This is a genomic window from Paracoccaceae bacterium (assembly GCA_033344815.1).
In the GTDB taxonomy this organism is placed as follows: Bacteria; Pseudomonadota; Alphaproteobacteria; order Rhodobacterales; family Rhodobacteraceae; genus Roseobacter.
In genome coordinates this window covers 2279484-2298788 of sequence record JAWPMR010000001.1, presented here as the reverse complement: position 1 = coordinate 2298788, position 19305 = coordinate 2279484, and the positions used below count along the sequence as shown (strand labels likewise).

Below are 19305 nucleotides of genomic sequence, written 5' to 3'. Positions count from 1 at the left end.
CCAATAGAAGGCCTGCCATGATGAGCAGTTCCTATCCCAATCCACGCGCCTTGACGCTCCCGTTGCGCGACCTCGTGCGGGGCGTGCGCCAGCATGCGGGGCCTGCGGCCTCGGTGGTCTCTCATGCGCTGGAAGCCTTGCCGGGTCCGTTACGCCACGCCGTCGAAAACATCACGCCGTTTGATCCAAAGGGCGCCGGCATTTCCGGACCGCCTGAGACATCAGTTGTCGCGGAGGCAGCAGCAGCCATGCAGGGTGCGGATATGTCTGCGACCGAGATGGCAGCATGCGCGGGTTTTGCCATTTCCATCTTGCTGGCAGAGGCAAAAGAGTCCGATTTTCTGGTCAGCGAAACGATCCTCGCCCTGTGCTGGCATGATGCGGAAAACGAGCCCTTCCGTGCGGCGGCTTTGCTGCACGCGATGATCCGTCGCGAACCTTTTGGCGTTGCCCCGGGATTGCTGGGCTCAGGACAGGGCCCCGAGGCCGGGTTGCCGCTGCGTACATGTATTGGCGCGGTCCTCTGGTTGTTGACCGAACCCGGGGACGGCAAAACATCCGAAGAGGAACTGGTACGTATTTCGGGTTGGCTGGGCGCGGGATCTCTGGAAGCATGCCAAAACGCATGGAACGATCCCGAAGCGTTGAATGCGATCCTGTTGGACGTGTCTGAAAGGATCTGACGTGAAAGAATCCCTCCACGTTTTGGAAGAAAGTGACATGCCGGTGCGCAAGACGATCCGTCGCGCGCGATGGTTCGTCAGTTCTTTCCGGGAATTTCTTGCCGAAGTAGAGCTCGAAACGGGTCAAACCCTGACACTTGATGAAGGTAAGCTCCTAGAGGCGTTTGGTACGTGGTTTCGTTCGTTCGAGACGCAAAAGTACAAGGCCGAAGATCACCGCTTGGAATACGTTACATTTGCCGCCGGTTTGATGTTACGTGAATTGGTGCGTCATGCGCCTGTTACCGCCAGTGAAACGGACAGTGATCGCGATCAACCGGCCACTTTTTGGCCTGAAGGTTACTTGTATGTTTCTTTTTGCCTCGCGGTGCGGGATTCAGTGATCGAGCAGGATTTTTCTTTGACCGCCGATACAGCGCCGAAGCTGGGTGATCTGCGTGCCTGGTGGTCCTTTCGGGAAAACGTGCGTGAGGACGTGAATCTTGCCATCGGTTTTTTTGAAGAATTTGCCGGTGAAACACCCAACTGGACGATGCCGGGACAATTCATTCCGCGTCGTATCGAAAAGCAGCTAAGCGAAAAGCACAGTCCTAAAAAGCTCACGTAAAAAGCCAGTTGTTGTTTGCTGGCTTGTCTCAAGAAGTAACAGCTGTTCATCAAGGCGAAATTCGGCCCGAGCGTGCAAGTGTGCGAACAGGATATGGTTTAAAGCAATTTGTTTGATCTGGTATTTGGGTTCAGTGATGGACGCAGTCCAAAGGCAATGAATCATCTGCTCGCCAGCGATGACAGGGGGTCCTGCGTCGCAGAGTGTCAGGCATCCGGGCAAGTCTGCTTGGGGCCAAGCGCTCTCATTGATCGGCGAGGAAACCTCGCCATAGTCGAGGTTGCGGCGAGCGCGCTCCGCAGAAGCATTGTGGTGTCACGCGCTTTCTTTAAGTCCGTTTTGGCGGATTATTGCGCACAGCCTTCGATGGGCGAGTCGATCCTGGTGGCAAGGATAAGCTTCTGATTTCGTAGTGTTTCGATACATGGCGCCGGCGCCGAAATTGGCCGCCGTCTGGTGGCGAAATTGGTCGAGATAAGAGACCGGATAGGAGAATCCAAAACCCAACGGCGGCAACCATCACCGCCTGCATCTAAACCGCGCCGGTCTGATGCAGGCCAAATACATCAACCGGGTGCAGAAATTTCTGAATTGACCATGCGTTAGATCGCGCATCAAATGCAGGCAAGTGCACGCCGATGGACCACACAGGGCATTTTTGCGATAGTTCAGACATGCAAGAAAAAAGATCTTTCCCGACCTGCGCGGTCCCTGATAAATCGGGGATGACATGGCCGATTTAAATGACAGGATAGCACGCGTCTTGAAAGGCAGGCTTTTGCCTGTTTTTGGTCTGTTGGTGCTATGTCTAAATCTCTGCGCGGCGCCGAGCAGTACAGCCCAGGAGTTTTTTACCTTGAAAGGTCATGGCGGTCCGATCAAAGGCATCTCGGCGGGATCAGATGGAACGATATTGACCGCCAGTTTTGACAATTCGGTCGGCTTGTGGCGCGATGGCGTTCCGGTCTGGCTTGAAGGGCATACCGCAGCCGTCAATGCGGTTGTGTTGGCAACAAAAGGGCGTGTGGTTTCGGCTGGTGATGATTTTACCGTGCGTGTTTGGAATGAGGCCACGAGTCAGTCTCAAGTGCTCGGCACGCATACAGCCAAAGTCATCCGACTTGCCATGTCACCGGATGGCAACCGCGTGGCGTCTGCAAGCTGGGATAGAACCCTGCGGATCTGGTCCGTCGTGGATGACACGCCGGTCATTAATATTACCGGCCATGATAACATCGTGAATGACGTGGCATTTTCCGCGGATGGGCAAAGACTCTATAGCGCTTCCGCAGATGGGACCATCCGTGTGTGGGATGCGATGACCGGTGCACCGCTGCGGCGCCTCGTCAATCATGGGTTCGGTATCAATACGCTGACAATTGGGGCGGATGACAGTTGGATTGCCTATGGGGCGGTGGATGGCACGACACGGCTTGCCAGTCTGCCTGAGGGGGAGCCTTTGCGCGATTTCACAGCCGACCGTCGCCCTATTCTTGCGATGGCGTACCATCCGCAAGCGGCACGCATCGCTGTTGGGGATGCGCAAGGGTACATCATGCTGATCGACACAGTGGATTGGCGTATTTCCAATGATTTTCGCGCAACACTGTCTGGTCCCATATGGGCATTGGCGTTTTCCGAAAGTGGAGAAAACATTCATGCAGGAGGTCTGGATGACGCGATGTATAGCTGGCCGATCAAGGATTTGGGTGCGTCACCGCAGATGTCCGACACCAAACGCAGCTTCCTGAAAGCGCCTGAAGAAATGTCCAACGGAGAACGGCAGTTCCAGCGGAAATGCTCGATTTGTCATACGTTGGGTGCTGACGGAAAACGTCGTGCGGGTCCAACTTTGTACGGGCTTTTCGAGCGTCCTGCAGGAACGGTAGAGGGCTACCTATACTCCTCCACCCTCAAAGACTCCGGGATCATCTGGTCAGATGAAACGATTGACCTGTTGTTTGATCAGGGGCCTGATCACTACATCCCGGGGTCTAAAATGCCCATGCAGCGTATTACCAAGCGCAAGGATCGCGACGACCTTATCGCCTTTCTAAAGCAGGAAACGTCGGATCAATGATCGCGGCGTGTGATCAAACGCGCCGACCCTCGAATTGACGGACGCTGATACCTGACGTCTCAAGGGCGTGGCGCACAGAGACTGCGATCTGCACCGCCGTTGGCGTGTCGCCATGCAGGCAAATTGTATCGATATCGGTTTCGATCCGCTTGCCGGTTTCCGTAATGATTGCACCGGCCTGAACCATCTCCACCATGCGTTTTCCAGCGATTTCCGGGTCGTGGATTACGGCGCCGGGAAGACTGCGATCCACCAGTGTCGCATCATCGTTATAGGCACGATCCGCAAAAATCTCGCCAGCATAGGCGCAGCCAAGTTTGCGCGCCGCCGCTTCCTGCGCCGTGGCACATAACACCATGACGATCAAATCAGGTGCCACGGAAAGGGCAGCTTGATAAAGATCTGTGGCGAGTGCTTCGTCTTCAGAGGCCATGTTGGCCAAAGCGCCGTGCACCTTTAAGTGACGTACCTCTGCGCCCAGCGATTTGGCCATCCCGATCGAGGCTGCCACCTGATACCGTATCGAGTTTTGTAATGTTGCGCGCGGCACATCCATCCGTCGGCGACCAAACCCCTGCAAATCCGCAAAACCAGGATGCGCGCCAATTCCGACGCCGTTTTCCAGCGCAAAACGCATGGTCGTGGCCATCACATCCGGGTCACCGGCGTGCGCGCCGCAGGCGATGTTTGCTGAGGTCACAGTTTTCAGCAAGGAAGCGTCATCGCCCATGTTCCAAGGGCCGAAACTCTCGCCCATATCGGCGTTAAGATCTACATGGGTCATGCGATATCTCCTTTAAGACGCAAATGGATCGGCGGTTGCCGACACCGTGCCACTGATGAGTTGATAGGCAAGTAAGTCGGGAATGTCGTGCGGATCTCGCACCAAAGGTTGCGCACGAGAGGAGAGCGTTTTGATCTCATTTCGGATGCGTTTCTCAATCTCGATTGCCGTATCATGTGAAATGAACTCAAACTCAATCACGGTCCCAACAGGTGCTTGCGCGACTTTCGGCAAATCAGACGGGATGACCGTACCTATTCTGGGATATCCGCCCGTGGTCTGGCTTTCACACATAAGCACATAAGGCGCGCCGTCCCCGGCAACCTGAATATCGCCGGTGGTGATCACCTCGGAAACGATGCTCAATCCACCTTCGGCGTAAAAGCCGGGGGCATCGGCATCCATGCGCACGCCCTGACGGTTGCTGCGTGGATCGCGGCGGAACGTGGTTTGGCAAAAGCGGTTTCGCGTTTCTTGCGAGAAATGCTCCGATTGAAATGAAGGCGTTACCCGAACAGCGCCGCCTTGAAATCTGGTGTCAGGTAATAGGAAATACCCACTGCGTGCCGGGGTCGATGGGCGAAAGGCGATGTCATCGCCGGTCTTCAACACGGCACCAATCTGCGCGGTCAGATGCGTGGCGCGCGCACCCATGTAGAGAGGTGTATCGAACCCGCCTGCGATATGCAGATAGCCATAAGTTCCGGTTTGCGCCCCGCCAATCACAAGTTTGGCGCCCGCTGGCAACGTATGCGATGCATTCCAGACCATTGGCGCACCATCAAGGGTTGCGGCCATGCGCGCCCCGGTGAGGGCAATGATCGTATCCGCAGTGGCCTCAAATGTACCACCCATACCGACCATCTCGATCGTGGCGCATTCTGCGGGTTGTCCCAAAAGCGCAGCCCCTTCAAAGAGGGCCAATCGGTCAGCCGCGCCGCCCCGCGTAAGGCCAAAGGCCAGATGCCCTTCACGGCCCAAATCCTGAATGCTCATGGCCGGGCCTGCCGATAAAACCCTGAGGTGCGCGCTCATGCGATCATTTCCCGATCAGCAGCGCCAAAACGATCACTGGGGTCGATTTTGTCAAAAGCTGCCCGATCAATGGACGGAAAGATCAGCTCGTCCCCCGGCGACAAAGCAAACGGGTGTTCGGCTTCCAGAACGAAATTGCGAAACGCAGTTTGTCCAATATGCCGCCATCCGGTTGGTGTCGGAGCCGTGAAGGTGATCAATTGTCGGATGGCCACCACCAAAGCGCCGGTGGGTACACTTTTGGTCAGGTTTTGTTGTCGCGGGATGTTCCAAACCTCGGGCAATTCACCAAGGTAAGGTTGGCCCGGAGCAAATCCCAAAGTCAGGACCCGTACCCGGGAAGTAGACAGCAGCCGGATGGCTTCATCCGGGTCCAGCCCGGCAACCTCGGCGGCTTCTTCCAACTGTGGCGCAAGGTCCGTGCCGTAGAGCGTTGGAACATGCAGCAACGTCCGGCCCGCGGGCAAGGCGGCTTCGTACCAATCCTGCGTTTCCAGGAGCACTTGAAGCTTTTCTGTTGTCGCCTCAGCGGGCGTTGTGACCAGATCCACGGCGACAAAGACAGACACAAGCGACATCATGCTTTCGCGGACTTCGGGCCACTCTTGCGCCTCAAGGGCGGCTCGAAATGCCAATGCGGCACGATTGGCGGGTTCGCTCATGGATGTGCCAAAACTGACAAGGAGCCCTGACAAGCCAACCGTACGGATGCGTGGCGTTTCAGTCATTTGATGCCCTTGAACGGTAAAGCCTGCGCAGCAGGATCGGGGTCAGATACATGGGCAATTGCCAGCACCCGACAAAAACCATCAACGGTGCCAATACATCCGCTGGCAAGGCGACCAGAAAGAGGGCGATATTGCGGTTGCCCGCACCAATGGCTAGCGGCCCCGCCACATGGTTCAGGCGCGAGCCCCGCAAACACAAGAGGGTCAGGCCCTGTGCACCGTACCCAATGGCAAAAGCGAGAAGAGCCCATAACGCAACATTCGCGGGATCGCTGCGCAAAGCGGGGTTCAGTGCAGCCATCAATGCCACCACAATGCCCGAGAACGCCAGCACGGAAAGACCATCCAGGGCCTTGATCTGTTTTGCGCTCGGCGATGGGAAAAAGGTCGCGCGCAGGCTGAAACCGACAAAAGTTGCGACTGTTATGACGACCAACACGGTTACAGCAGCTGCCAGGATTGCGCTGAGCGCGCCTAGTTGGGGCAGTAACCACAGGATCGGGATGACAGTCAGGGGAAAAGCGGCAGTTCCCAGTACCATGATTTGCATCATGCGCCCGCCATCCTGTCCCAACAGCAGCGCCAGATTGGGCGACCCGGTGATTGCAGGCGCCGTTGTTGCCAAAATGATTGCCATGGCTACGGGCGTTTGCGAAATGCCAAGGGCCCAGCACAGGCCAAACAAGACAATCGGCAGAATGAGCTGCAATACGGCGACGGACCCCAGCCCCCAGCGCAGATCCGATATCGCCCCCATCGCGGCATCCCGACCGATGCGCAGAGCGGTAACGGTCAGCAATGCCGCAACCATTTGTGGCAACCAGGGCTGCATCGCTTTGGCGAGCCCCGGCAGCGCCAGACCTGCCACGAGACCTGCGATCAAACAGGTGCGCGCGTTGTCGGATATCATCCATAACAGTCGTACCACTTTTGCTAATTCGGGGTCTGTCGCAGATTTTCGGGCAACCAGGTCGCGATGTCCGGGAACCAGATCAGCACAAAAACCATCAGGACCATAATCAAAAACATCGGCAGCGCGGCTTTGGTGATGTACCCCATCTCATGGTTCGTCATGCCTTGCAGCACAAAGAGATTGAACCCAATGGGTGGTGTGATCTGGGCCATTTCGACAACAACAACAACGAAGATGCCGAACCAGATCAGGTCGATGCCCGCTTCGCGTACCATTGGCTCGACCACAGCCATGGTCAAAACCACCGAAGAGATACCATCCAGAAACATGCCAAGGATGATGTAAAAAACCAACAACGCCATAAGCAGCTGAAACCGCGTGAGTTCCATCGCTGCAATCCCATCCGCCAATGCGCGGGGCAACCCAGTGAAACCCATGGAGAGTTTCAGGAACGCCGCCCCCGCAAGGATCAAGGCGATCATGGCAGAGGTGCGCATCGCGCCCATCAAGCTGTCGCGGAACGAGGTTGGGCTCAAGGATCCCTGAAACAGCGCCAGCAGCAGCGCCCCGATGACACCGATGGCTGCGGCCTCGGTTGCTGTGGCGTACCCCAGATACATGGAGCCGATGACGATTGTGATCAGCGCAAAAACGGGTGCAAGAAACCGGGAGTTCGCAAGCTTTTCACCAAAGCTCATTCCCGTCTCGACCGTGGGGCTCCAATCCTTTGACATAAAGGAGACGATTGCCACATAGGCCATGAACATGCCCGCGAGGATCAATCCGGGGAATACGCCTGCAAAAAACAGCTTGGTTATGGATTCGTTCACAGTGACGCCATAGACGATTAGCGCAAGGGATGGTGGGATCATCAGTCCTAATGTGGCCGCGCCTGCCAATGTGCCAATTACCATGTTTTCCGGGTAGTTTCTGTTGCGCAGTTCGGGGATCGACATCTTGCCGACGGTGGTTAGCGTGGCGGCGGAGGATCCCGAGACCGCCGCGAAAACGGTGCAGGCGACGATGTTGGTATGGACCAATCCGCCCGGCAAACGCGCAAGCCAGGGCGAGAGACCCTTGAACATGTCCTCGGACAGTCGCGTGCGGTAGAGAATTTCTCCCATCCAGATGAACAGGGGCAGGGCAGTCAGGGTCCAGCTGCTCGAAGACGCCCAGATCGTTGTGATCATCGTGTCGCCCACGGGACGGGTGGTAAACAGCTCCATTCCGACCCAGGCCACACCCATCAGCGCGAGGCCAACCCAGACGCCGGTGCCAAGAAGCAGGAAGAGGACAACAAGGAAAAGGATGATGGCGTAGAGTTCGGTCATCGCATCACACCTCGAATGTATCGTCGACGGTATCGCGGGTGATCCGGTGATCGCCTTTGAAAATGACATGTGCCAGGTTATCCGTCAGTGCGATGGCCAGCAAACCGCCGCCAATAACCATGACAGATTGCGGGATCCACAAGTGGATCGCGTCCTGTCCCTGACTGACCTCGTTGAACTTCCACGACCAATACACAAACCAATAGGCGTAATAGGTGAAATACCATGCGACCGCTGCGCCCAATGTGAAACACCAGATTTCCAGAGCACGCTTAAGATGCGCGGGGACAGAATTCAGCAGGATGGAAACCCGGATATGCGCGCCCTTGTTCAGCGCGTTGGCAAAGGCCAGAAAGCTTGCCGCAGCCATCGCGTAGCCTGCATAATTCGGGGCGCCGGGGAATATTTCGCCGGTCCAGCGCGCCACCATCTGCGCCACGATCAGTACGAGAATTGCGATCAGGCATAGTGCTGCGGCAATTCCGGCAAGCAGGTATAGGAAATCAAGCGTCTTGCGGATCGCAGTCACGGCATCACCCCACCCAATGGAGATTGAAAATTAGCGGCCCCGAAACTCAGGGCCGCTACTTAAAGTTTATTGCATCGCTTTGAAGTCATCGACGAGGGCGGCACCTTCGTCTCCGGCAGCTTCGAGCCATTCGGTTGTCATGGTCGCACCGATTTCGCGCAATTCGCCCATCAAAGCGTCGCCTGCAGGCTGCACTGTCATACCGCCAGCGGCGAGACCGTCCATGGTGAATTGTGTATAGGCTTTGGAGGCTTCCAGTCCCCGTGCCGCGGCCTCATCCGCGCAGGTCCGGATGGCGGTTTGGTTTGCCTCAGACACATTCGCCCAAACGTCCTGATTGACCATCACGTAGTTGCGGGGCAACCAGGCATCAACCTCGTAGAAATGTGTCAGGCTTTCCCAGACCTTGCGATCATATCCGGTGGCGCCCGAGGATACCATGGATTCAGCAACTCCAGTTGCAAAAGCTTGACTGATTTCAGCGGCTTCGACCGTGACGGGCAACATGCCGGTGAGTTCAGCCAAACGGCTGGTTGTGTTGTTATATGAACGGAATTTGACTCCAGCCATATCGGCCACGCTGTTCACTTCTTTTTTGAAATACAGCCCTTGTGGCGGCCATGGCACAGCGTAGAGCATTTCGAGGTTTTGCTCGTCTAAAAGCGCGTCGATTTTTGGCTTGGCTGCTTTGAACAGCTTTTCGCTGTCATCAAACGAAGGAGCCAGGAACGGAATACTGTCAAATCCGAACACGGCACTTTCGTTCTGGTGACCTGACAGCAGGCGCTCCCCAATCTGCACCTGACCGGTTTGAATGGCCCGTTTGATGTCCGCACCCGCGAACAGCGATCCGCCCGGATGCACTTCGATGGTGATCTCACCATTCGTGCCCGCGCCTACGCACTCCGCAAAGGCAACGCCGTTTTCAGAATGGAAGTTCGACGCGGAATAAGCCATGGGCATATCCCATTTCTCAGCTGCAAATGCTGGTGCGACCGCGCCCACCGCAATTGCAAGCGTGGCCGTACCGGCCATGAATTTCTGTGTCATTTTCATTGATCTCTCCGTTGGTTGGTCTTTGCGCGGATCTAACGCCCGCTGGAATACTTGGTGCTTAGAGGTTGAGCCTCAGGCACGGTCAGCCGTTGCGAATCTTAGTTAGAGTGATTCTCTGCTGGTAATACTGCCTATCTTTTGCAACACGTCAACAAAATGTTGACAAATTGTCAGCAAGTGGCAGTCTATCGGTATGACTGATCCTTATCTTGGCCCTGTAGTGTCCTCTGCCCATCTTGCGAGCGGTTCGTTCGCTGAAATCTCTGAACTGGAGTACGGGCTCACACTTGCAAATAATGCGTTTCAACGCTGGATGGTGCGGGCGATTGCCATGGCCGGTTATCCAGAACTGGGAGCGCTGGACGTGCTTGTATTGCATTCAGTTTATCATCGAGAGCGGCCCAAAAAACTGGCAGATATTTGTCTGGTTCTGAATGTGGAGGATACCCACACCGTCAACTACGCCATCAAAAAGCTGATCAAGGCGGGGCTCGTCAAGGACGGGCGGCAAGGAAAGGAAAAGACGGTGGCCGCAACAGAAAAAGGCGCTGAAACCTGTGTCCGTTACCGTGAAATTCGTGAAGGTTTACTTTTGCGGGCGGTTGGTGAGTTAGGATTGGAACCGGAACAAGTCAGCAGGGCCGCGTCGTTGTTGCGTCTGATGTCGGGGCAGTACGATCAGGCCGCACGCGCCGCGACGACCTATTGAGGATCGCGCAGCCAGCCGTCTTCAAATGACAATTGACTGACGTCAGCGAGCCTCTGAATACGCGACAGTTCGGATTCAAATGCGGCGATCCGACCCTTGCCCCATCGCACTTTTGGTTCCGGCCAGACAGCGCGCACCTGCAAAGTGTCCCGGTCCCTGAAGGCCTTCATGTCAACGCGCCCCACCAATCGGTCGCCTTCGAGAATGGGGAAAACATAATACCCATACCGTCGTTTGGCTTCGGGCACGAATATCTCGATCCGGTACTCAAAACCAAAGAGCCTTTCGGCACGTTTTCTATCGCGCAGCGCCGGATCAAAGGGGCTCAGGATGCGCAGTCGTTGCGTAGGCTGCACGTCCAGTGCCGGGTCCGCGCCAATATCAGGACGCGCAAAACAATCGCGCAGGGCACCGCCAACACATGTGATCCGGATGGGTTGCAGCCTGCCGGCTGCGAGCTCGCCAGCGCACCAGTCTTTCGCCTCAGAAATCGAAATGTGATCCCAGAAAGCCGCAAGTTCGGTGGGTGTTGCAAACCCAAGTCGATCCAAAGCACCCGCACAACACCAATCGATAGTCGCCGTCGTGTGTTCTTCGGACTGCTGGGGTTTGCAAAGTGCCGCGTCGATGACCCGCTCGGTCAGGTCATATCGCTTGCGAAACCCTTCGCGCCCCACGACACATAACGCGCCGGAGCGCCACAAATATTCCAGTGCCGTTTTTGACGGGTGCCAGTCCCACCATCCCCCGGAACCGCGCTTCTCGCCAGCGCCAACGTCTGACGAGCATAGCGGCCCCTGATCCCGGATCTGGTCCAGGACTGTTTGAAACTGTGCTTCAAATCCATCTCGACGCCAGTCACGCCAGTCACGCCATTGTGCTTTGAGCTTTTGCGCGTCGCGTTCTCTGCGCAACTGCCACCACTGATAGTATCCCATCGGGATGACAGCGGCGTCATGTGTCCAATGCTCAAATAATGCACGATCTTTTTCGTATAGGCGCTTCAGGGCTTTGGGTCGGTACCGCGGGCGACGTGAAAACAAAATGAGATCATGGGCACGAGAGACAGTATTGATGCTATCCAGTTGAACAAAGCCCAGCCGCTCAATCAACCCCAACAAATCAGCGCCCCGCGCATCGCCCTTTGGTGTGTCACTGAGAGCATGGCGGTCCAGAAACAACCAGCGCGCCGCAGTGTTGTCCAATGTCAGAGTATTCATCCGTGTTGGTTGCGGCGCAGGGTATCCCCGTATGAAATTGTCGGCGTTAGCGTAATCCGCACCGGTTCGCCGGGCTCGGTTTCTTCGGGCAATGCGCTGCGATCCAGAATAATCTTGGCAGCGGCGTCACCAATCTCTGACCGGCACGCATCCATGGTGGCAAGCCTGCGCGGCAATCCCTGCAGCAATTCCACACCGTTGAACCCGGCCAGTCCAATCTGTCCCGGAATGTCGATTCCCTGATCGAGAAGGTAGAGTAACCCCCCGGCACCGATCATGTCATTGGAATAATAAAGGAAATCCAGATCGGGTGCACGTTCCAGCATGGATTGCGTCATTTCGCGCCCTTTGGCCAACGCAGAGCCACCAGAATAAAAGTCGCGTGCTTCGATCTCGATGCCCGCTTTTGTCAAACCCTCGGTCAGGCCTTCGAAGCGTTTGCGGGCGCGGTGATCCAGCGGCATTTTGGTGCCCATGAATCCAATCCGAGTATACCCTTCCTTGAGGATCGCCGCCGCCATCATGCGTCCTGCACGGCGGTGAGAAATCCCAACCATCGCATCTACGGGATTGCCGTCAGTGTCCATGATTTCGACAACAGGAATACCAGAGCTTTCCAGCATCGTGCGGGTTGCTTCGGAGTGTTCCAGTCCAGCAATGATAACGCCTGAGGGACGCCAGGACAGCATTTCATAAAGCACCTGTTCTTCTTTTTCCGGCCCGTAGTCTGTGACGCCGACCACTGGCTGCAACGGTGTGCCTTCGAAAGCTTGATTGATCCCTGTCAGAACTTCGGGAAAGACCATATTCGACAAAGAGGGTATGATCACCGCGACCAGATTGACCCGCTGTGAGGCCAGAGACCCCGCAATCTGGTTGGGGACATACCCAAGGGTTTTTGCTGCTTCGAGGACCCGCTTGCGCGTTGCAGCAGAGACATCACCCCGATCGCGCAAAACCCGGCTGACCGTCATTTCAGACACCCCACAGGCTTCTGATACATCACGAAGGGTCAAGGGGCGCTGTTTAGGTCTTGTCACAATTGGAATCCTGTTTTGTTACACCTTCGTAACGCAGTTGAACCCTCGCTATCAAGCGCATGTCATACAGAATACCACAAAGCATCCAAAGTGCTGGAGTTGTGATGCGCGCCAAAGGTCGGTGATCCGCCAATTGGCTGCATAAAACAGGTGAAGTGAGGCGGTACTGAAATTTTCCTTGAATGGGTTAGACTGCAAGCACCTCAGTTAGATGAATGCAATAGCGACCGTGGCGAAAAAGACTTACCAGCAAATATTCCGACGCGTTGCTTCTCAAACTGGTGATCCCGGCAGGAATTGAACCTGCGGCCCCCAGATTAGGAATCTGGTGCTCTATCCAGCTGAGCTACGGGACCACGCATGGCCTGATAGCCTTCATGCAAATTAATTGTAAAGACTGATTTCTGTCGATGCAGACTGCCATACCAAAGATGATTTGTTAAAAATGAGCTGGACGCCCCCCTATCCGGTCAGATCATGGTGAAAGCCTCGCATGGTTTCCGGTGACCCGGGCAAGGGGAAAGGAAGCGAGATCCTCGCTCCCCCGGCTGTATGCAAGCTTTGTTGAAAATTCGGCAGATGTGCGAAAGGTCCGGTCGGAGCAGAACGCCACGTGACAGATGCACGGAATGGAAATAGCGCGCTTTGCACAAGGCACGCGAGTGTCAACGCCAATGTTTTTTCCCAATGGCTGACAATGGGCATGCGCGAAACGCAGGTCTTTTCGGGGCAGGAGTGTTTCAAGCAAGCTGTGCGGCCTCAAGATGTAAACGGTAATTAAACGATGACAGAGTAAGCCTTCTGACGGTGGGTTTGAGGGAGTAGTGTTATGGCGCTTGCGGGTTGCCAGTCGTTTGCCGCACGTTTGTGGACCAGGTTTTATTTGCTGCTCGGCCTCGATGAACTTGAAGAGGGCCATTTAAGCGAAGCTGCCGCCAACCGCATGCGCAGAGGTCAGATTCGCGGTTCAATCGAACAGATGCGTGTATTCTTGGCGGCCAATACGTTCTTTGCGCCAGCACTCTCCCTTCAGGCATGGAACAGCGGCGTCAATGCACTGGTCATTCTGTGGACGGTTGCAATGCTCACATTTTCATGGGCCCTATTTTTTTCTTGGAACTCTACTTACAAGACTGACGGAAATCGCAAAGACTTGCGTCGTTTTGTACTGGAAACATATGCAAATTCTGGCCTCTGGGCCTTGGGTATGGCACTTTTCTATCCCGTCGTAAGCGGTGATCAAAAGGCGGTTTTGGCTTGTATCATGGCGGGCAGTCTCGCGCTTGGCACAGTTGGTTTTTCCAGAACGCCAGCCGCTGCTTTTTCCTATCTCGGTGTCCAAACCACTGCGAGCTTTCTGGTCGCTTTGGGGACTGGGATCGCAACGGGATCTGGTACCGATTATCTCATCGCATTTCTGGCGCTGGCAGCGGGCGGCGGGGTTTTTAACGCAGTGCTTGAAAGAGCCAAATCCTCGATGAGGGCCTTTAATGACCGCGAGTCGCTGGCGGAAAAGAGTGAAGTTGTTGACCTTTTGCTGAAGGACTATGAGGAGCAGGCAACCGAATGGCTCTGGCAGACCAATGGTGACCTCTGTATCCGACGCGCGCCCCAACAAGTTCTGGACATGCTCGGAGTATCACCTGGGGAAACGACGTCGCTCTCTTTGCTGGAAGCCATTTCCGCCCGTGTTTCGGATGAAAACTGTCCCGACCTTGAACGTCTGCAAACCGCGTTTTCCAATAAGGTGGATTTTCACGACGTATTGCTTTTGATCACTGACGTGCAGAACGGGGCAAGGCGTTGGATCATGATGCGCGGTCGACCACAATTCGAGAATGATACCTTTTCCGGCTTCCGTGGAATTTTTGCAGATGCGACGGCGATGGTGGAGGCTAAGAAGCAAGTCGAGTTCCTGGCTACGCACGACTCGCTGACGGGGATCCACAACAGGAACTCGCTGCAGGACAGATTGGCAAAGCTCGACCCGGAAAATGACCATGCGGCAGTATTCCTGATTGACCTTGATGGTTTCAAACAGGTGAATGACAGCTATGGCCATGGCGTCGGAGATGAACTTTTGCAGGTGGTTGCCGAACGCCTGTGCCAGACAATTTCAGCGAATGATTTTGTGGCGAGGCTGGGCGGGGATGAGTTTCTGGTGCTCGTCAAATCAGCCCAAGAACTCATGTTGCCGGAATTGGTTACAATGGGGGATCACCTGGTACAGGATCTTTCACAGCCTTATCTGATCGATCATCTAGATCTGTCTTTGTCAGCATCTATCGGTCTGGCACGTTTTCCATTTGATTCCAGAGACGGCGAAGAATTGTTGGTACAGGTTGATCTGGCTCTCTATGCGGCAAAAAACGGTGGGCGCAATCAATGCCGTACCTTTGTCGAAGACATGCAAAAGGGCCTGCAAAAAAGATTGATCGTGACCGAGCGGCTGAAAAAAGCGATCGTTGCCGAACAGATTGTGCCTTTCTATCAACCTCAATACTCGTTGATTGACGGTGGATTGGTCGGGTTTGAGGCCTTGGCACGATGGGCAGATGCCGAGTTGGGTTTTGTGGGTCCGGATATTTTCATTCCAGTGGCTGAACAGACAGGGCTTATCGGTGCATTGGGCGAGCAATTACTGAAGCGGTCGTGTTTGGATGCGATGACCTGGCAAAGTTGCCATTCTGGCGGTGTTTGTCCGATGGTTTGTGTGAATATCTCTCCGATTCAGTTCGAACGGGAGGATGTCGCACAGATTGTGCGCCGCGTGCTCAGTGAAACCGGATTGGACGCCGCGCGATTGGAAATTGAGATAACAGAAGGCGTGCTGATTTCTGATGCCGAAAAAACAGCGGCAACCCTGCTTGAACTGACGGATATGGGCGTCACCATTGCCCTGGACGACTTCGGCACGGGATATTCCTCCCTGAGCTACCTCAGGGCGTTGCCTCTGAACCGTCTCAAGATTGACCGTAGTTTCGTGCGGGATATGCATGAAAGATCCGCGCAATCTATTGTCAATGCGATCGTGCAGTTAGGTTCAAATCTGGGTCTTTCAGTGATTGCAGAAGGGGTGGAGACAGAAGAGCAACGTCAGGCACTTGCCCGGATGGGATGTCAGGACGGACAAGGATACTTGTTCTCAGCGGCCGTTCCCGCCCATGAGGTGAACGCATTGACAACCGCCTCGTTAGATTGGTGGCGATCTCCAAAAAAGCGACAGAGTTAAACCCGGTCAGCGCGGTTACGTGGATGGCAATTGACCCATTCGGACACCGCGACTGCATCGTCTGCGGCGACACGATCTGCCAGAAGAGACGTTTACTATGGCGGGATGCTTAGCGGCTTAGCGGCGCCGGGCTTTTGACGCCCTTCAACAGGTGTCAAAAGCTGCGCAAAGGTTTTGTCCTTGTTGCAATTTAAATGGCGGGATGAGAGGCGATCAGGGCAACAAAAATGCAAGATTTTAAATCAAAAAACGCCCTATTGTATCGAACCGTTTCACACATGAAGGTGGACGAAGACTGCCTATCGCCATCAGCCCAAAGGGTACAGACTGAGCCCGTTTGATAGTCAGGCTCACATTGCGCCTCGAAGTGAATACCAAGCCTCATACTGTTCTGAATACTGCCCGTTGCCGTATCGTTTACCTGCCCTTTTGGACACAGGTGACTGGAGTTGTTTCTGAGCCAGGACTGCTCCGAGATACTGAGCGACTTGCAAATACTCACGAGGGTTTCAAAAACAGGACAGCAAATCCCTATCTGTCGATACCCGTTAGGCGGCCGAGCCATTTCCCGCCAATAGCCATGCGACACACAAAACTCTTGCCGCACGCACCGGCGAAACGCATCTCGCAGCGGTGCAATCAACAGTGCCAACGCCCCCGAAAAATCGAGCAAGGCCAGTCACGAAAATGGGTGATGTTCCTCTAGGGGTTTAAAATGGCACTCTTGAAGCCGCCAGGCGACCCGAAAGCCGCGAATGAACCAGCCGCTTTTTTCTTCCTCTTGATTTATCAAACACAGACACCATGCTAAGGCGCTCATAAGATGGCTTGGGGAAGCAAGCCTATTGAGGCGTTGGCGTCTATTTCTTGGGTTTGCGGGGCTTGATAAACGTGGAAATCCGGGGTGTCGTGCCGGTTTCCGCGCGCGACCGGGTCCGTAAAACGGGTTGTTCGGAACCGGGCGCTTTGCTTTCCCGTAACACGATAAAAAGCCCGCTTGCGATGATAATGGATGAGCCAATGATCGTGTGGGTGTCGGGTGTTTCATCAAAAAACATGAGACCGTAGAATGACGCCCAAAGGATTTGAGAATATTGCATGGGCGCAACCACGACAGCCTCACCGGTGTTATAGGCCGCAATAAGAAACCGGCCTGCAATCCACGCAAAAACCGCAACGATGCCAAGTTTGCCCAGATCCTCGAGAGGGAGGGGCTGGTACACCAGCGGTAAGAGCGCCGCCATGACAACGAAATTCGCCATCATCGGGTACAGCATTATCACGACCGTGCGTTCCTCGCGCCCGATCTTGCGCACGATGATGGAAGCGATGGATCCACATATTGCAGAGATCAATGCCGCAAGATGGCCCAATTCCAGATCAGCCTGGCCGGGACGCAACACGACTAAAACGCCTGTCAGGCCCACGCCCACAGCAATCCACCGGCGCAGTTTAACCTGTTCGCCCAAGATAGGAATCGCAAGAATGGTGATCAGTAACGGAGCGGCAAAGAGGATGGCGTAAACCTCTGCCAACGGCAGAACAGAAAACGCATAGAAAGCGCAGAAGCCAGTGATGACTGCCGCAAGCGTGCGCGCCGTCATCCACCAGGGATGTCTCGGTATCAGCGTTCCATGCGTTGCATCGCGCAGCAAGTAAAGCATTGCGAGCGGAAAGCTGAACAGGACACTGAAAAAGACAATCTGCACGGGCGAATAGCCACCGCCAAGGACTTTGATAATGACATCGTGGCTGGCGAAAATACCAAAGGCCGCAAGCGCATAAAGCGCGCCTTTTGTATTCGGGCTCATGGTAGCATTTCCCGGAATTCTGGTCGGACTGGTGGTTTGAAAGCCAACGCGTGGTCAATAGAGGAAATCGCAGAGGCTGATGGATCACACGCCCGATGGCCTTCGGGGGTCTCGGTTTTGGATGTTGACCAACAGGCGGGACGCGGTTTCAGGGGGACCGAGGCCTTCGAGAAACAATATGACCCGCCCTGTGCTGTCACAGGCTTTCGTCTAGCGCTGTCAGTATGGCATCGCCCATTTGGGTGGTTGTTATGGGCGTGCCGCCCTCTTCGCCCATTAAATCTGCGGTGCGTGCACCGTCTGCCAGAACCCGTTCGATAGCCTTTTCAACACGGGCCGCCTCATCGCCTTGATCAAACGAATAGCGCAGGGCCATGGCAAAGCTCAGGATACAGGCAATCGGGTTCGCTTTACCCTGACCGGCGATGTCTGGTGCAGAGCCATGCACCGGTTCGTAAAGCGCGCGGGGCGGGCCATTATCTGTCGGCGCGCCAAGGCTGGCAGAAGGTAACATGCCCAGGGACCCGGTCAGCATTGCTGCACAATCAGAGAGGATATCACCAAAAAGATTGTCGGTGAGGATCACGTCAAATTGCTTGGGCGCACGCACCAACTGCATTGCGCCGTTGTCGGCATACATGTGCGACAACTCGATATCAGGGTAATCAGTGTCACGCACCTTCTGCACGACTTCGCGCCACAGAATACCGCTTTCCATAACATTTGCTTTTTCCATCGAGCATACTTTGCTCGACCGGCGCCGCGCCAATTCAAAAGCGGAGCGCGCAACGCGGTCAATTTCGCCTTCTGTATAGCGTTGTGTGTTGATGCCAACGCGTTCGTTGCCTTCTTCGAAAATACCGCGGGGCTCTCCGAAGTAAACGCCAGAAGTCAGTTCGCGTACGATCATGATATCAAGACCGGCAACGATGTCTTTTTTGAGCGACGAGAAATCTGCCAACGCATCAAAACACTGGGCAGGGCGCAGGTTCGAAAAAAGGTCCATCTCTTTGCGCAGCCGCAAAAGCCCACGTTCTGGTTTTACGCTGAAATCAAGTTCATCGTATTTGGGTCCGCCAACCGCACCTAGCAGGACGGCATCGGCCTCTAAGGCGCGGGCCATTGTATCATCATGCAGGGGGGTGCCATGCGCGTCGTATGCTGCGCCGCCGACCAGGTCCTCGCTTACGTCAAAAGCTAAATTGCGCTTGTCGCCAAACCAGGAAATTACCCGTTTGACCTGATCCATGACCTCTGGGCCAATTCCGTCGCCGGCGAGGATAAGGAGGGAGGGATTGGCCATGATGAGACTCCTGAAACTTGTGTTGCACGCGGCCTACCGTGCGACCTTGGCAGGGTCAAGAAGCGGAGGGTGTAATTATACCCACCCGGCCCCCCGCGTTTGCTTGTTTTGGTGGATCTTGGCTTCTGGCCTGCCTGTCGCAGACAGATGATCAGAGCCTTGCGATTGGCGGATTGCAGGGTCGGATGTTAGATACCCCCAAGATCTTATTGGCGCATTCCTAGGTCTCTTGCATAATCATTGG

At 55.1% G+C, this 19305-nt stretch carries 16 protein-coding genes and 1 tRNA gene; 5 read left to right on the top strand and 12 right to left on the bottom strand.

The genetic code is table 11. The features are described from left to right. The first annotated feature begins 20 nt into the window (after nucleotides 1-20). From R8G34_10720 to R8G34_10710, 3 genes are all read left to right on the top strand, one after another. Nucleotides 21-683 (top strand): hypothetical protein, encoded by a 663-nt coding sequence (locus tag R8G34_10720; protein ID MDW3223343.1) that lies wholly within the window; start codon nucleotides 21-23, stop codon nucleotides 681-683. Nucleotides 684-705: 22 nt separating this feature from the next. Beyond that, on the top strand, nucleotides 706-1290 hold the full coding sequence (locus R8G34_10715) for a hypothetical protein (GenBank protein MDW3223342.1): 585 nt from the start codon (nucleotides 706-708) through the stop codon (nucleotides 1288-1290). A gap of 856 nt (nucleotides 1291-2146) precedes the next feature. After that, entirely contained in the window at nucleotides 2147-3370 is a 1224-nt protein-coding gene (locus R8G34_10710; GenBank protein ID MDW3223341.1) for a c-type cytochrome, read from the top strand. Between the two features lie 13 nt (nucleotides 3371-3383). On the opposite strand, the gene R8G34_10705 is transcribed toward R8G34_10710, so the two are convergent. The 7 genes from R8G34_10705 to R8G34_10675 all read right to left on the bottom strand — a co-directional run bounded on the left by R8G34_10705 (nucleotide 3384) and on the right by R8G34_10675 (nucleotide 9746). Beyond that, entirely contained in the window at nucleotides 3384-4154 is a 771-nt protein-coding gene (locus R8G34_10705) for a 5-oxoprolinase subunit PxpA (protein ID MDW3223340.1), read from the bottom strand. A gap of 12 nt (nucleotides 4155-4166) precedes the next feature. Beyond that, nucleotides 4167-5189, bottom strand: coding sequence for a biotin-dependent carboxyltransferase family protein (locus tag R8G34_10700; GenBank protein ID MDW3223339.1), 1023 nt, complete (start codon nucleotides 5187-5189; stop codon nucleotides 4167-4169). Next, nucleotides 5186-5917 (bottom strand): carboxyltransferase domain-containing protein, encoded by a 732-nt coding sequence (locus R8G34_10695; protein MDW3223338.1) that lies wholly within the window; start codon nucleotides 5915-5917, stop codon nucleotides 5186-5188. The genes R8G34_10700 and R8G34_10695 overlap by 4 nt, the downstream gene beginning before the upstream one ends. Then, complete coding sequence (locus R8G34_10690) at nucleotides 5910-6827, bottom strand: hypothetical protein (GenBank protein ID MDW3223337.1); 918 nt, start codon at nucleotides 6825-6827, stop codon at nucleotides 5910-5912. Before R8G34_10690 ends, R8G34_10695 begins: the two co-directional genes overlap by 8 nt. Nucleotides 6828-6850: 23 nt before the next feature. After that, nucleotides 6851-8161: a TRAP transporter large permease subunit gene (locus R8G34_10685; protein MDW3223336.1), complete on the bottom strand. Its 1311-nt coding sequence runs from the start codon at nucleotides 8159-8161 to the stop codon at nucleotides 6851-6853. Nucleotides 8162-8165: 4 nt separating this feature from the next. Further along, nucleotides 8166-8690 (bottom strand): TRAP transporter small permease, encoded by a 525-nt coding sequence (locus tag R8G34_10680; GenBank protein ID MDW3223335.1) that lies wholly within the window; start codon nucleotides 8688-8690, stop codon nucleotides 8166-8168. A gap of 66 nt (nucleotides 8691-8756) precedes the next feature. Further along, entirely contained in the window at nucleotides 8757-9746 is a 990-nt protein-coding gene (locus R8G34_10675) for a TRAP transporter substrate-binding protein (GenBank protein ID MDW3223334.1), read from the bottom strand. Nucleotides 9747-9939: 193 nt separating this feature from the next. Here R8G34_10675 and R8G34_10670 point away from each other — a divergent pair, with 193 nt between their 5' ends. Then, nucleotides 9940-10455, top strand: a complete 516-nt coding sequence (locus tag R8G34_10670; GenBank protein ID MDW3223333.1) for a winged helix DNA-binding protein — start codon at nucleotides 9940-9942, stop codon at nucleotides 10453-10455. On the opposite strand, the gene R8G34_10665 is transcribed toward R8G34_10670, so the two are convergent. The 3 genes from R8G34_10665 to R8G34_10655 all read right to left on the bottom strand — a co-directional run bounded on the left by R8G34_10665 (nucleotide 10449) and on the right by R8G34_10655 (nucleotide 13071). Further along, nucleotides 10449-11675, bottom strand: coding sequence for a crosslink repair DNA glycosylase YcaQ family protein (locus tag R8G34_10665; protein MDW3223332.1), 1227 nt, complete (start codon nucleotides 11673-11675; stop codon nucleotides 10449-10451). The genes R8G34_10670 and R8G34_10665 overlap by 7 nt on opposite strands. Continuing rightward, nucleotides 11672-12715: a LacI family DNA-binding transcriptional regulator gene (locus R8G34_10660; protein ID MDW3223331.1), complete on the bottom strand. Its 1044-nt coding sequence runs from the start codon at nucleotides 12713-12715 to the stop codon at nucleotides 11672-11674. Before R8G34_10660 ends, R8G34_10665 begins: the two co-directional genes overlap by 4 nt. 279 nt (nucleotides 12716-12994) lie before the next feature. Continuing rightward, nucleotides 12995-13071: transfer RNA gene (locus R8G34_10655), tRNA-Arg, on the bottom strand. Between the two features lie 473 nt (nucleotides 13072-13544). On the opposite strand from R8G34_10655, the gene R8G34_10650 reads away from it, so the two are divergent. After that, a complete protein-coding gene (locus R8G34_10650; GenBank protein ID MDW3223330.1) occupies nucleotides 13545-15947 on the top strand; it encodes an EAL domain-containing protein in 2403 nt (800 codons plus the stop codon). Between the two features lie 860 nt (nucleotides 15948-16807). On the opposite strand, the gene R8G34_10645 is transcribed toward R8G34_10650, so the two are convergent. Both R8G34_10645 and leuB read right to left on the bottom strand, forming a co-directional pair. Next, the gene (locus tag R8G34_10645) at nucleotides 16808-17758 is read right to left on the bottom strand and encodes a DMT family transporter (protein ID MDW3223329.1); all 951 of its coding nucleotides are present in this window, start codon (nucleotides 17756-17758) and stop codon (nucleotides 16808-16810) included. Nucleotides 17759-17954: 196 nt separating this feature from the next. Beyond that, nucleotides 17955-19061: a 3-isopropylmalate dehydrogenase gene (gene leuB / locus R8G34_10640; protein ID MDW3223328.1), complete on the bottom strand. Its 1107-nt coding sequence runs from the start codon at nucleotides 19059-19061 to the stop codon at nucleotides 17955-17957. Nucleotides 19062-19305: the final 244 nt, after the last annotated feature.

Excerpts from the sequence above, each read along its gene's own strand:
- R8G34_10720 (MDW3223343.1), top strand. The coding sequence starts at position 21 with ATGAGCAGTTCCTATCCCAATCCACGCGCCTTGACGCTCCCGTTGCGC.
- R8G34_10705 (MDW3223340.1), bottom strand. The coding sequence starts at position 4,154 with ATGACCCATGTAGATCTTAACGCCGATATGGGCGAGAGTTTCGGCCCT.
- R8G34_10700 (MDW3223339.1), bottom strand. The coding sequence starts at position 5,189 with ATGAGCGCGCACCTCAGGGTTTTATCGGCAGGCCCGGCCATGAGCATT.
- R8G34_10695 (MDW3223338.1), bottom strand. The coding sequence starts at position 5,917 with ATGACTGAAACGCCACGCATCCGTACGGTTGGCTTGTCAGGGCTCCTT.
- R8G34_10690 (MDW3223337.1), bottom strand. The coding sequence starts at position 6,827 with ATGATATCCGACAACGCGCGCACCTGTTTGATCGCAGGTCTCGTGGCA.
- R8G34_10685 (MDW3223336.1), bottom strand. The coding sequence starts at position 8,161 with ATGACCGAACTCTACGCCATCATCCTTTTCCTTGTTGTCCTCTTCCTG.
- R8G34_10675 (MDW3223334.1), bottom strand. The coding sequence starts at position 9,746 with ATGAAAATGACACAGAAATTCATGGCCGGTACGGCCACGCTTGCAATT.
- R8G34_10670 (MDW3223333.1), top strand. The coding sequence starts at position 9,940 with ATGACTGATCCTTATCTTGGCCCTGTAGTGTCCTCTGCCCATCTTGCG.
- R8G34_10665 (MDW3223332.1), bottom strand. The coding sequence starts at position 11,675 with ATGAATACTCTGACATTGGACAACACTGCGGCGCGCTGGTTGTTTCTG.
- R8G34_10650 (MDW3223330.1), top strand. The coding sequence starts at position 13,545 with ATGGCGCTTGCGGGTTGCCAGTCGTTTGCCGCACGTTTGTGGACCAGG.
- R8G34_10645 (MDW3223329.1), bottom strand. The coding sequence starts at position 17,758 with ATGAGCCCGAATACAAAAGGCGCGCTTTATGCGCTTGCGGCCTTTGGT.
- leuB (MDW3223328.1), bottom strand. The coding sequence starts at position 19,061 with ATGGCCAATCCCTCCCTCCTTATCCTCGCCGGCGACGGAATTGGCCCA.